The organism is Aeromicrobium sp., from assembly GCF_036676885.1.
Lineage (GTDB): Bacteria > Actinomycetota > Actinomycetes > Propionibacteriales > Nocardioidaceae > Aeromicrobium.
Genome location: NZ_JAKFCB010000278.1, coordinates 1 through 13,223 on the forward strand (window position 1 = coordinate 1; position 13,223 = coordinate 13,223).

A 13,223-nucleotide genomic window follows, 5' to 3' on the forward strand; every position below is an offset into this window, starting at 1 on the left:
ATGTCCTCGAAGATCAGCGGCTCGCCGTCCTCACCGATCGCGGCGATGGTGCCGTCGTCGTCGGTGCTGTACTTCTTGTCGTTGCCGCCGATCAACTTGGCTGCGTCGGAGAAGAAGGTCTTGGTCTCGTCCTTGGTGTTCTCGATCGTCAGCTCGACGATGACGTAGACGCCGCCGGCCTTCTCCTCGAAGAACTCGCCACCGACCGTCGACGCGGTCTTGGCGGACTTGACCGTGTATCGGGTGCCCTGAAGCTCAACTGTCTCGCCGACGGCGATGGGATTGCTCTTGGAGCCGACCTTGTCGTCCTTCTTGGTGTCGACCGTGTTGCCGGATGAGTCGACTTTCTTCGGGTCGTCGCCTCCGCCGCTGCTCAGGCTCGCGATCACGATGATGACGAGGATGATGATCGCGCCGATCCAGCGCTTCTTCTTGTACCAAGGCCGGTTCGCCTTCGCGTACGCCTTGGCGGCCTTCAACTCAGCCTTCGGGTTGCGCGGCTGCTCGGCCGACGGGCCCGGCATGGTCGCGGTCGACGTGTGCGACGTCTGGAGGGTCTCGGTCCATTCCGAGCCATCCCACCAGCGCATGGTCCCTTCGCTGTCGGGATACCAACCTGCAGGTGGGTTGTCGGTCATGGTGATTCCCTCCGAGAGCGGCGGCTCCAGTGAGGCGCGGCACCTGAGGGTAGGTCGGATCCCGGGAGATGACCCGGGACGAAGGTCCTGACATACGCAACAGACTTTCCGCGACTTGAATCGCGGCGCGTTTAGCGGCCGCGACGGGCCCATTCGCGGGGTGGTTCTTCGGCTCGGTGGGCCGTGCGTGACCGCCCACCGAGCCGAAGTCTGGGTCGCGGCTATTTCAGCGCGAGGTTGATGCAGGCGTCGCTGCTACTTCTTGAACCACGACCGGTCCGCCTTAGCCTTCGCGGGGGCTTTGTGAGCCCCTGCCTCTGTGCGGGGAGTGAGCGGCTGCTCGACCGGCGGCACGGGCATGATCGCGCTGGCGGTGTGTGAAGAGTGGAGGGTCTCAGTCCATCCCGAGCCGTCCCACCAGCGCGTCGTTCCCTCGGAGTCGGGATACCAGCCTGCGGGCGGTTTGTCGGTCATGTGATTCCCTCCGAGAGCGGCGGCTCCAGTGAGGCGCGGCACCTGAGCGTAGGTCGGATCGCGGGAGATGACCCGGGACGAAGGTCCCGAGTGTGGTGACTACCTGTCTTGCTCGGAGTGTCGTCGAGTCTCTGCAGCAGGCGGGCCCTCTGGATGCGGGCAGCGTGCGTTGCTCCATACGGACTTGGCTGGTCGATTCCCGTCGGCGTAGGGGCCTCGATACGCCTCCCTCGCAGGGCTCGGTCGGCTACTCGACCGGCGAGGGGCGCTCGAGCTTTGCGGCGAGCGTGGTTTCGACTGATTCGGATTGGTGCGGAAGTTTTTGCAAGATTCTGTGAGGCCGGGGCTCTTATCCATGAGCCCGGCAGACGTCCGGAGCTGAACAACTCACCTCCAAGGACGGAATCATGACCACCACACCCACCTTCCGCATCATCGCCAAGCTGGCTCTCGCCGGCGCCATCTCCGTCGTCGGCCTGACCGCGACCGGCACCGCGGCCCAGGCTGCCCCGTGCACCGACGGCAAGGTCATCATCGCGAAGCCCGGCGTCACGACATACGGCACCGCCTGCGCCGACAAGATCTACGGCACCTCCGGCAACGACACGATCTACGCCCTCGGCGGCGACGACGAGGTCCTGTCCGGCACCGGCGCCGACGTCGTGTACGGCGGCGAGGGCCACGACGAGATCTACACCGGCAGCGGCGCGGACCAGGTCCTCGGCGAGGCGGGCAACGACTTCATCATGGGCGGCACCGAGAACGACACCATCAACGGTGGCGCCGGCGACGACGTCATTCGCGGCGAGGAGGGCAATGACGTCCTCTTCAGCTGGGCCAGCGGCAACGACGGCTCCGACGAGCTCTACGGCGGCGACGGCAACGACTACCTCAACGGGTACGAGGGCAGTGACTGGCTCGAGGGCCAGGCGGGCGATGACACCCTCGAGTCGCACGAGGTCACCCCGGCGTACGACCACCTGGTCGGCGGTCAGGGCAAGGACAAGTTCGCGGTGAAGGACGTCATCGAGCACGATGCGGCTCACCGCGACAACGTGGACGTCGACAACTTCGACTACGCGGTCACCAACAAGAACGCCGCTGACACCTTCCACTGATCCATCTCAATGCCTCTCCGGCCGCGCACCTTTGACGGTGTGCGGCCGGGTGGCGTGGTCTCGATACGCCTCCTTCGCAGAGCTCAGTCGGCTACTCGACCGGCGAGGGGGCGGTCAGTCGGCTAGCGCGTCCACAGGGCCCGGTCGGCGCTGAACCATGCTGTCGGCGGGCATCTGTAGGCTGGGACCGCGAGGTCTGTGATTTGCATTTTGGCCTGAAATAGCAGCAAAAAAAGTAGACAGACGGCTTGACTCAGACCGGCCCGACTGGTTGACTAGAACACATGTTCGAGTCGACATTGGGAGCCGCCGCTGCAGCGCTCGATGCCATGCGACTCGACGCTTACGACCACCTGAGTGCGGCCGAGCAGATCCGCGCGTGCGAGATGCTGGGTCGGTTGGAGGCCCGGGTCAAGGCACACCAGCTCGCGGCGGCCGCCGCGGCCGACCGGTCCGAGGCGGCCGCGTCGATCGGTGCGGCGTCGACGGGCGCGATGATCGCCAACTCATTTGGCGGCGATCCGGCTGCTGCGTCTCGTCTGCTCAAGCAGGCGGCGAAGCTCGAGTCGGCGTCCGCCACGCAGGAGGCGCTGGCCCGGGGTGAGGTGAGTCTGGCGCAGGCGGAGCTGATCGCCGACAAGGTCAAGGACCTGCCCGGCGAACCGACCGACGCGCAGCGCGAAGGCTGCGAGACCCAACTGCTGGACGACGCCAAGAAGCTCAGCCTCAAGGACCTGAGCCGCAAGGCCGACCGAATCACTGAGACTTTCGCGCCCGATGACGTGGACAAGCACGAGAACGAGACCCTTGCGGAGCGTGAGAAGAACGCGCGCAAGGCTTCCTACTTCTGGATGGCGGACCGCAGGGACGGCACCTACAAAGGTGAGTTCGTCATCCCCGAGGCGCAGGGCGAGATGCTCAAGAACGCGCTCGAGGCGCTCAACGCTCCGCAGATCAAGAAGGCCGAGGACGACCCCGCACTGGCGGTGCTCGACGAGCGGCCGACGTACGGACAGCAGATGGCTGAGGCGTTCTGCACCCTGATCGAGCACTTGCCGGCCGACAAGCTCCCTGACACCGCTGGCGTCGGGGTGACCGTCACGGTCAACATCGACCTGAAGAGTCTGATCGACGGCCTGAAGGCCGGGACGCTGTCGACCGGCTGCCGAGTCTCCGCCTACGAGGCCCGGCGAATGGCCTGCGAGCACGGGCTGTTGCCGATGGTGTTCAACGGCAAGCCCCTCCCACTGGACTGCGGTCGCGAGCAGCGACTGTTCAACCGGGCACAGCGCCGAGCCGCCGAACGCCGCGACCGCGGGTGCAGCTTCCCTGGGTGCGACCGGCCACCATCCTGGTGCGTCGGCCATCACGCCCGCAGGCGTTGGGCCGAAGGCGGCGCGACCGACCTGGGCGAACTCGTCCTGATCTGCGCCCACCATCACCGGGTGATCCACGCCGACGAATGGGAGGTCTGGTTCGCCGACGACGGCTATCCCGAGTTCATCCCACCCGCGTCGATCGACCCAAGACGAAAGCCCGTGCGGAACTCCCGATTCCGCCCCGACGCCGCCACCCCAACCGCCGCCTGAGCCTGTCGACACAGGCTCCGTCGGCATGCCCGAGGTGCGGTTGGGTGGGTAATTCGACCGGCGCGGCGAGGGCCCACAACTGTGCGGGTGAGCCCTTCTTGAGTCATGATCGGGGATGGCCAAGTTTGTGTACGACTTCAGCGATGGCGGGATGGATCAGAAGGATCTCCTGGGCGGCAAGGGGGCCAACCTCGCGGAGATGACCAACCTCGGGTTGCCGGTTCCGCCGGGATTCACGATCAGCACCGACGCCTGTCGCGCATACATGACGGAGAACAAGGAGCCGGACGGGCTGGCCGACGAGGTCAGTGAGCACCTCGCGGCGCTGGAGCAGGCGCGCGGCAAGAAGCTGGGCGATCCGGACGACCCGCTGCTGGTGTCGGTGCGATCGGGCGCGAAGTTCTCCATGCCGGGGATGATGGAGACCGTCCTCAACGTCGGGCTCAACGACGAGTCGGTCAAGGGCCTGGCGCAGATGGCCGGCGGCGACGAACGGTTCGCGTACGACTCCTATCGCCGGCTGCTGCAGATGTTCGGCAGCACCGTGCTGGGCATCGAAGCCACCGTGTTCGCCGAGGCGCTCGACGCGCTCAAGGCAGACCACAAGACCGACGACGACCTCGACCTCACCGCCGACGCCCTGCAGGGACTCATCGAGACCTACAAGGGGCTGATCAAGGAGCACGGCGGCCGCGACTTCCCGCAGGACCCGCGCGAGCAGCTCGACATGGCGGTGCTGGCCGTCTTCGACTCGTGGAACACCGAGCGGGCCGCGCTCTACCGCCGCCAGGAGCACATCCCCGACGACCTCGGCACCGCGGTCAACATCTGCTCGATGGTGTTCGGCAACGGGGGAGACGACTCCGGCACGGGCGTCGCGTTCACGCGCGACCCGTCGACCGGCGCGCAGGGCCTCTACGGCGACTACCTCGTCAACGCGCAGGGCGAGGACGTGGTCTCCGGCATCCGCAACACGATCCCGCTCGCCGAGCTCGAGCAGGTCGACAAGGCCGCGTACGACGAGCTGCTCGTGATCATGGAGCGGCTCGAGCACCACTACAAGGACCTGTGCGACATCGAGTTCACCGTCGAGCACGGCAAGCTCTGGATGCTGCAGACGCGGATCGGCAAGCGTACGGCCGAGGCCGCGTTCCGCATCGCCCACTCGTTCGCCGAGGAGGGCATCATCGACCTCGACGAGGCGGTCGACCGGGTGACCGGCGCGCAGCTCGCGCAGCTGATGTTCCCGCGGTTCGACACCGACGCCGAGCGGCACCTGATCGGCAAGGGCATGAACGCGTCGCCCGGTGCCGCGGTCGGCAAGGCCGTGTTCGACTCGCCGACCGCCGTCGAGTGGGCGGCCAACGGCGACGACGTCATCCTCGTACGCCGCACGACCACCCCCGACGACCTGTCCGGCATGGTCGCCGCCAAGGGCATCCTGACGAGTCGCGGCGGCAAGACCTCGCACGCCGCCGTCGTGGCGCGCGGCATGGGGCGTACGTGCGTGTGCGGCGCCGACGAGCTCGACGTCGACACCGACGCCGGCCGGTTCACCGCCGCCGACGGCACGGTCATCGAGGAGGGCGACGTCATCTCGATCGACGGCACCACCGGCGAGATCTTCGAAGGCGCCGTCGACGTGGTCGACTCGCTGGTCGTACGCCACTTCGAGGGTGACGAGACCGCCGACGATGATCTCGTACGCGCGGTGACCGCGCTGATGGCCCACGCCGATGACGTACGTCGGCTGGGCGTGCGCGCCAACGCCGACACCCCGGACGACGCCGCGCGGGCCCGCAGGTTCGGCGCCCAGGGCATCGGGCTGTGCCGCACCGAGCACATGTTCCTCGGCGAGCGGCGCGAGCTCGTCGAGCACCTCATCCTGGCCGAGACGCCCGAGGAGCAGCACCAGGCGCTCGACGCGCTGGTGCCGATGCAGCGTGACGACTTCGCCGGCATCCTCGAGGCGATGGACGGGCTGCCGGTCACGATCCGGCTGCTCGACCCGCCGCTGCACGAGTTCCTGCCCGACTACACCGACCTCGCGGTGCAGGTCGCGATCGAGGAGGAGCACGGCGAGGACAACCCGCGTACGCACAAGCTGCTCGCCGCGGTGAAGCGGCTGCACGAGGAGAACCCGATGCTGGGGCTGCGCGGCGTACGCCTCGGCATCGTCATCCCCGGCCTCTTCAAGATGCAGGCGCGGGCCATCCTCGAGGCCGCCGCCACGCTCAAGGCCGCCGGCAAGGATCCGCAGCCGGAGATCATGATCCCGCTGGTCGCCGCGCCGCAGGAGTTCGAGCTGATGAAGGCCGAGGTGCTCGCCGTCGCCGCCGAGATCGAGAAGGAGACCGGCGCCGAGCTCGCGTTCAAGATCGGCACGATGATCGAGCTGCCGCGTGCGGTGACGGTCGCCGACAAGATCGCGCGATCGGCGGAGTTCTTCTCCTTCGGCACCAATGACCTGACGCAGATGACGTGGGGATTCTCCCGCGATGACGTCGAGGCGTCGTTCTTCTCGACGTACCTCGAGAAGGGCATCTTCGCGGTCTCGCCGTTCGAGTCGATCGACGTCGAGGGCGTCGGCCTGCTCGTCGAGCACGCGGTGATGAAGGGCCGCCAGGCACGCCCCGACCTGCACCTCGGCGTCTGCGGTGAGCACGGGGGAGACCCCGCCTCGATCCACTTCTTCGACGAGGTGGGGCTCGACTACGTGTCGTGCTCGCCCTATCGCGTACCCGTCGCCCGGCTCGAGGCCGGCCGCTCCGCAAGCGCGCCCTCGGCCTCCGCCTGAGCGCTAGACCACCTTGACGACGTCCTCGACGTCTTCGTCCGCCTTCGCCCGCCGACCCACGATCAACGCGGCGATCAGGGCGCCGAGGGTGCCGAGCAGCTCGTCGCTGAGGGTGTCCTCGTACGCGCCGTCGAGCTCGGTGCCGCGGCGGATGAAGGTGTACCACTCGCCGAGCTCCCAGCCGACGGCCAGGATCGCGCCGAGGCCGGTGATCGTGAGGACGAGGCCCCACGCCGGGCCGGACCAGATCAGGCGCAGCAGCAGGCCGCAGCCCCACAGCAGCAGGAACCAGTTGAAGAAGTGGTTGGCGTTGTCCCACCAGTCGACCGCGTCGTAAAGGTTGACCGTGTTGCCGGAGACGTCGATGAGGAACGGCGCCATGATCAGCGCGAACGCGCCCCACGGCAGCTGGTCGGCGGGCGTACGTTGTCCTTTCGACAGGCTCAAGGAGCGTTCCGCCGGATCGTTGAGGGTGCCGAGATCGCGCCACCACCAGACGGCCGGGACGATCAGCATCAGCGCGGGATAGGCGAGCAGGCGGTAGCCGAATCCCTTGCCCTCGAACTGGTCGAGCCCGGCGAACGCGCCGATCGCGAGCTGGATCAACGTGAGCGCGAAGATGACGGCCGCCGCGTAGAAGCCGCGGGTCCTGGGGATCTGCATGGCGAACACCCTCCCACAACCTCTCGCCTGATCAGCGGAACTTGCCGGTGGAGGAGTCGACCGGCTGGGGAGGCTCAGCGGAGGAGGAGCCAGGTGATCGCGGCGCAGGCGGCGAACAGCGTCGCAGCCACCGGCACGATGACCTTCGTCGGCCAGCCGGGTGACTCGACGTCGGCCTCGCCGGACGCGACACGTTCGAGGGCGACGGCGAACTCCTCGGCGCTCTTGGGCCGGGCCGCGGGCTCGAGCGCCATGGCGCGGGCGAGGACCGAGTTGAGCGCGACGTGCTGCTCAGCGGGCAGCCGCCCGGGACGATCGGACGCCTTGCGCGTCACGAGCGACATCGGGTCGCTGACGTCGTAGGGCAGCGTGCCGGTCAGCAGCACGTACGTCACCACACCGAGCGCGTAGATGTCGCACCGCTCGTCGATCCGGCGGCCGAGGGCCTGCTCGGGCGCCATGTACGACGGTGTGCCGGTCGTGACGGTGATGCCACTGGCCTCGGCGAGCCGCTTGGCGCTGCCGAGATCGGCGACCACGACCCGCTCGTGCCCGTCCTGGTCGACGTCGATCAGCAGGTTGCTGGGCTTGATGTCGCGGTGGATGACGCCGGCGTCGTGCAGCACCTGGACCGCCCGGGCCGACTGCGCGGCGAGCTCGAGCGCGCGGTCGGGCGGCAGCGATCCGTCGGCGCGATCGGCGAGCGTGCCGCCGGTCGCGAAGTCCATGACGAAGAACGGCTGACCCTCGTGCGTACCGACGTCGTAGACGCGCACCACCCGGTCGCTGCTGAGGCGACGCAGCAGCTTGGCCTCGGCGAGGAACCGCTCACGCACGTCGACATGGTGCGACCAGTTCTCGGCGAGCACCTTGATCGCGACGGGGATCTCGAGCTCGGTGTCGAAGCCCTGCCACACCGTCGCGAACGCACCGGACCCGTGGACCCGGTCCAGGCGGTAGCGTCCGATGTGCTTCATCACCGAGAAGTATGGACGACGCAAGGGGCGCGCGACGGATGGACACGGACGGCTGGGACGAGCTCGTCGCCCGGGCGCGCGCCGGCGAGGCGTACGCGATGGACGACCTGCTCGCGGCGGTACGCCCGCTGGTCGTGCGGCGCTGCGGGAAGTTCCTGCCCTTCCGCCAGGACGCCGAGGAGGCCGCGCAGGAGGCGCTGATGACGATCGCCACCCGGCTCGACGACTTCGCCGGGCGCGGATCGTTCGAGGGGTGGGTCACCGTGATCGCTTCCAACACGGCGCGGATGACGTACCGCTCGATGCGCCGACGCTTCGCCGACACCACGACCGACGTGGTCGGCGAGCGGTCCGATCCGCGCACCACGAGCGTCATCGCCGGCACCCGGCTCGACCTGCTGGACGCCCTCGAGCAGCTGGAGCGCGATCATCCGGCCGCGGTGGAGGCGTTCGTGCTGCGCGACCTGGGTGCGCTGCCGTACGACGAGATCGCCGCTCTTACCCAGTCCCCGGTGGGCACGGTCAAGGCCCGCGTCCACACCGCCCGCGGGTGTGTCCGCGAAAGATTGGCACCGACACCGACAACTTTTTTGGCGATTGACGCATCTGATCAATGACGAGTCGTCCATGATCGGAGCCAGAACCATGATGAAGAAGCAGATCGCCGCCCTCGTGCTGGGCGTCAGCGTCGTCGGAGGCGTGGGCGCCGGCGTGCTGGCGAACGCCCTGACGTCCAAGACCCCCGCCTCCGCGTCATCCGGCGACAAGGAGACCACCCAGGCCACCAAGCCGACGCCGACCGCGACCGCGACGCCGACGCCCGCCTCGCCCTCCGACCTGGTGATCACGCCCGGGGCCGTCGGCGAGGTGCGGGTCGGCATGAGCAAGCAGGCGGCGCTGGCGACGGGTATGTTCACCGCGGACCAGCCCCCGGCGGTCGACGGCTGCCCGGTGCTGCCGCTGACGTGGAACAAGCCGTACGCCGAGCTGCTCGACGTGCAGACCCTCGGCAACGGCGAGATCGCCTCGATCGGCGTACGCGGCAAGCTCATCCGCACCGAGGGCGGCCTGGGGATCGGCAGCACGTACGCCGAGGTCCGCGCCGCGGTCGAGGACAAGGAGCCGGTGAAGGCGGGCTACGAGCAGTCCGGGCTCTTCGAGTACGACCCGCAGACCGGCGGCTGGATCGGCTACCTGTTCGACCCGCCGGTGGGCGAGCTCGACGACTCCGACCCGGTGACGTTCGTCGAGGTCACCAAGGGCGTTCAGCCGGGACTCATGCGCGACGGCTGCTGAAAGCCGCCGCGCCGAGGTCAGACCAGCGGGTAGAGCGCGGCGGCGATCGCGAACGCCGACAGGCCGAGTGTCGTCTCCATGACCGTCCAGGTCTTGAGCGTGGTCTTCTCGTCCATGCCGAAGAACCGGCTGACCAGCCAGAACCCCGAGTCGTTGACGTGCGACAGCACCGTGGCGCCCGCGGCGATGGCGGTGACCAGCAACGCGATCTGCAGGTCGCCGAGGCCGCCGGCGTCCGACGCGATGAGGCCGGCGGTGGTGGTCAGGGCGACCGTCGCCGAGCCCTGCGCGACGCGCAGGGCGGTCGCGATCAGGAAGGCCTGGAAGAGCAGCGGGAGGCCGAGGTCCGACAGGGACGACGTCAGCGCCTCGCCGATGCCGCTGATGCGCAGCACGCCGCCGAACATGCCGCCGGCGCCGGTGATGAGGATGATCGAGCAGATCGGGCCGAGCGACTTGTCGAGCAGCGCGCTGGTCTCGTCGAGGCTGCGCCCGCGGGTGCCGAGCAGCGCGATCGCGGCGAGCAGCGTGATGAGCAGCGCGACCGGGGTGGTGCCGATCAGGATCAGCAGGTCGACGAAGTCGTTGCCCTCGTCGATCGTCCCGTTGGACTTCAGCGTCGTCAGGATCGTGTTGAACGAGATCAGCACCAGCGGGATCGCCAGGAGCCCGATCACCACGCCGAAGCTGGGCGGTGCGATCGTCTTGGTGGTGCCGCCGGTGTTGCTGACGGCCGTGCCGTTGGTGTCGTGCTCCTCGCCGAACAGGAGGTTGGACACCGGCACGTCGAACCGGGCGCCGAGCTGGCGCGAGACCAGGTAGACACCGACGTACCAGGCGACCAGGGCGATCGGCAGGTTGACCAGCAGGATGACGCCGATGTCGCCCTCCAGCAGCGTGCCGGCGGCGACCGGGCCGGGGTGGGGCGGGAGCAGCGCGTGCACGGCGGCGAAGGCGCCGGCGGCCGGCAGCGCGTAGTAGAGGAGCGATCCGCCGAACCGCCGGGCGACGGTCAGGATGATCGGCAGGAACACGACCAGGCCGGCGTCGAAGAAGATCGGCAGGCCGAAGATCAACGCCGCGATGCCGAGCGCGAACGGAGCGCGCTTCTCGCCGAACCGCCCGATGAGGGTGTCGGCGAGCACCTGCGCGCCACCGCTGACCTCGAGCAGCCGGCCGAGCATCACGCCGAACCCGACCAGCAGCGCCACCGAGGCCAGCGTGGCGCCGAATCCCGTGGTCAGAGCCGTGGGCACGTCGATCAGGGGGATCCCGGCTGCGACGGCGGTGATCACACTGACCAGCACGAGCGAGATGAAGGCGTGCAGCCGGACCTTCATGATCAGGAAGAGCAGGACAGCAACCGCGGCGATCGCGATCAGCAGCAGGGTCGTGGTGCCGTATGCCGGTTCGATCGGGTCCACGGTCAGCTCCTTGTATGAGGTGGGTCGCGCGGGGTCGTCGTCGATGCTTCCTCACCCCGGGCCACAAAGCAAAAGATGCGGCATGTTGTCGCATTTGCGGACGTACGCCTGCCGCCGCCCGCGGACGATTTCCACTGGCATGACGGGGGCGGTCACCTCTGACCCTGCACCCCAGTGCCTCTATCCTGAGCCGATGCTGCACATACGCCTGGGTGAGCTTCGTCAGGTAGACCCCATGACCGACGACCTCGGGCGCAGCTTCGTCGGCTACCGCGAGGGCATGACCGACTACGAGATGTACGAGGCCAATCGCGGCTGCTGGCGACTGGGGCCGCGAGCGCAGGACGAGCGGTACGCGATCTTCAGCTTCGACGGGATCGTCCGCCAGGCCGTCGAGATCTCGAGCGTCGAGCCGGCACCGAAGCGGACGATGCGCAGCGTCGTCTACGGTCGCGTCCTCGGCAGGGGAGACCGGATCTACGACCAGTACGTCAACGGCCCGGCGCCGGAGTCGCTGGGGCGCAACCCGATCTCGTACGTGCCCGACGAGGCAGGGCCCGCGGATGCGGCGTTCCACTTCGGCGATCCGGAGTCGAACCGCGAGGTCGAGCTCGTCGCGATGAGCTTCATCAGCGGGCAGTACGCGGTCGACGGCTGGATCGTCGAGGACGTCAGTGCCTTGAACTGCGGCTGGGACATCACGGCCACCAAGGGCCCCAGGTTGCGTCACATCAAGGTCAAGGGCCTCTCGGGTCCGACGGCGAAGGTGCTCTTCACCGGCAATGAGCTGCGAGCCGCCGGCCACGACCTGAACTGGTCGCTGGTCGTGGTGACCAACGCGCTGACCAGCCCGAGATCGCGTGAGTACGGGCCTGACGAGATCCGCAGGCTCGCCGTCCCGCTCGCGTACGAAGTGGACCTCAGCAGGTCCTGACGCCTCACCGCAGGCAGCCCGCTCGGCGGGCCGGTTTGCCGCGCCCTCACGCGATCCCTTATCGTGAATGAAAATCATTCCCAATAAGGAAAGCGACACTCATGCATCTGGTACGACGATCTCGGGTGGCCCTCGCGGCCATCATCTCGACGCTGGCTCTCGGCACCGCGGCGTGCGGCGGCAGCAGCGACGACATCGCCAAGGCGTCCTCCGACAACGAGCCGGCGGGCCAGCTGGCCGGACCCCGGCTCGTCGTGACGTACGACGGGGGAGTGCAGGTCCTCGAGCGGGACACGCTCGAGAAGGTCGCGAGCTTCCCGATGGAGGGATTCCTGCGGGTCAACAAGGGCGGCGACGAGCGGCACGTCTTCATCTCCACCGAGACCAAGGGGTTCCAGCTGCTCGACACGGCCGTCGAGGCCAAGTCGCACGGCGACCACTCGGACTACCTGCCAGACGGCAAGCCCGCGCTGGGTGCGTCGTTCGCGGCGCCGGAGCCGGGCCACGTCACCGTGCACGACGGCAAGACGGTGCTGTGGAGCGATGGCGCCGGTACGGCGCAGATCCTCGACGCCGACAACCCCACGAAGGTGCAGGACACCTACACGGCGGCCAGCCCGCACCACGGCGTCGCGGTGACGCTCGAGGACGGCATGCTGGTCACCGAGGGCACGGCCGACGCGCGCAACGGCGCCAAGGTCGTACGGGACGGCAAGGACATCGCCAGCACCGACGACTGCCCGGGCGTGCACGGCGAGGCGACGGCCGGCAACGGCGCCGCGGTGATCGGCTGCGAGGACGGCGTCGTGGTCTACCAGGACGGCACGTTCACCAAGATCGACAGCCCCGACTCGTACGGGCGCATCGGCAACCAGGCCGGCTCGCCGTCGTCACCGATCGTGCTGGGTGACTACAAGGTCGACAAGGATGCCGAGCTCGAGCGTCCTGAGCGCATCACGCTGATCGACACCGACACCAAGAAGCTCAAGATCGTCGACCTCGGCACGAGCTACTCGTTCCGCTCGCTGGGGCGTGGCGCCGCGGGCGAGGCGATCATCCTCGGCACCGACGGGGCGCTGCACGTCCTCGACGCGAAGGACGGCAGCACGCTCTCGACGATCAAGGTCGTCAAGCCGTGGAGCGAGCCCATCGACTGGCACCAGCCGCGCCCGACGCTGCACATCGGCGGCGACACGGCCTGGGTCACCGAGCCGGCGACCTCGACGGTGCACGTCGTCGACATCCCCTCGGGCAAGGTCGTCGACAGCCACAAGCTGGACGTCGTCCCCAACGAGATCACCTCGAGCTGAGGC

General features: G+C 68.3%; 12 protein-coding genes. 7 read left to right on the plus strand and 5 right to left on the minus strand.

Annotated elements, in window-relative coordinates:
• Both V6M46_RS12475 and V6M46_RS19620 read right to left on the minus strand, forming a co-directional pair.
• A partial coding sequence (locus V6M46_RS12475; protein WP_332665520.1) for a DUF4352 domain-containing protein occupies window positions 1-638 on the minus strand: 638 nt, incomplete at its 3' end.
• 255 nt (window positions 639-893) lie between these two features.
• Window positions 894-1,112: a DUF2510 domain-containing protein gene (locus V6M46_RS19620; RefSeq protein WP_442880515.1), complete on the minus strand. Its 219-nt coding sequence runs from the start codon at window positions 1,110-1,112 to the stop codon at window positions 894-896.
• Between the two features lie 407 nt (window positions 1,113-1,519).
• Between V6M46_RS19620 and V6M46_RS12480 the strand changes: the two genes are divergently transcribed.
• From V6M46_RS12480 to ppdK, 3 genes are all read left to right on the plus strand, one after another.
• Window positions 1,520-2,230, plus strand: coding sequence for a calcium-binding protein (locus tag V6M46_RS12480; protein ID WP_332665522.1), 711 nt, complete (start codon window positions 1,520-1,522; stop codon window positions 2,228-2,230).
• Window positions 2,231-2,514: 284 nt separating this feature from the next.
• Window positions 2,515-3,819, plus strand: coding sequence for an HNH endonuclease signature motif containing protein (locus V6M46_RS12485; RefSeq protein WP_332665524.1), 1,305 nt, complete (start codon window positions 2,515-2,517; stop codon window positions 3,817-3,819).
• 115 nt (window positions 3,820-3,934) lie between these two features.
• Complete coding sequence (gene ppdK / locus V6M46_RS12490) at window positions 3,935-6,616, plus strand: pyruvate, phosphate dikinase (RefSeq protein ID WP_332665528.1); 2,682 nt, start codon at window positions 3,935-3,937, stop codon at window positions 6,614-6,616.
• A gap of 3 nt (window positions 6,617-6,619) precedes the next feature.
• Here ppdK and V6M46_RS12495 read toward each other — a convergent pair whose 3' ends face one another.
• A complete protein-coding gene (locus V6M46_RS12495; RefSeq protein ID WP_332665531.1) occupies window positions 6,620-7,279 on the minus strand; it encodes a hypothetical protein in 660 nt (219 codons plus the stop codon).
• A 74-nt stretch (window positions 7,280-7,353) separates the two neighbouring features.
• On the minus strand, window positions 7,354-8,256 hold the full coding sequence (locus V6M46_RS12500) for a serine/threonine-protein kinase (protein WP_332665532.1): 903 nt from the start codon (window positions 8,254-8,256) through the stop codon (window positions 7,354-7,356).
• 38 nt (window positions 8,257-8,294) lie between these two features.
• Between V6M46_RS12500 and V6M46_RS12505 the strand changes: the two genes are divergently transcribed.
• Window positions 8,295-8,873: an RNA polymerase sigma factor gene (locus V6M46_RS12505; protein ID WP_332665535.1), complete on the plus strand. Its 579-nt coding sequence runs from the start codon at window positions 8,295-8,297 to the stop codon at window positions 8,871-8,873.
• A 10-nt stretch (window positions 8,874-8,883) separates the two neighbouring features.
• Window positions 8,884-9,552, plus strand: coding sequence for a hypothetical protein (locus tag V6M46_RS12510; RefSeq protein WP_332665538.1), 669 nt, complete (start codon window positions 8,884-8,886; stop codon window positions 9,550-9,552).
• A 17-nt stretch (window positions 9,553-9,569) separates the two neighbouring features.
• Here V6M46_RS12510 and V6M46_RS12515 read toward each other — a convergent pair whose 3' ends face one another.
• Window positions 9,570-10,976: a GntP family permease gene (locus tag V6M46_RS12515; RefSeq protein ID WP_332665541.1), complete on the minus strand. Its 1,407-nt coding sequence runs from the start codon at window positions 10,974-10,976 to the stop codon at window positions 9,570-9,572.
• 235 nt (window positions 10,977-11,211) lie between these two features.
• On the opposite strand from V6M46_RS12515, the gene V6M46_RS12520 reads away from it, so the two are divergent.
• The gene (locus V6M46_RS12520; RefSeq protein WP_332665542.1) at window positions 11,212-11,910 is read left to right on the plus strand and encodes a protein NO VEIN domain-containing protein; all 699 of its coding nucleotides are present in this window, start codon (window positions 11,212-11,214) and stop codon (window positions 11,908-11,910) included.
• A gap of 125 nt (window positions 11,911-12,035) precedes the next feature.
• Window positions 12,036-13,220 carry a zinc metallochaperone AztD gene (gene aztD, locus V6M46_RS12525; protein WP_332665545.1) on the plus strand — a complete coding sequence of 395 codons (1,185 nt, stop codon included), beginning with the start codon at window positions 12,036-12,038 and terminating at the stop codon, window positions 13,218-13,220.
• The last annotated feature ends 3 nt before the right edge of the window (window positions 13,221-13,223 follow it).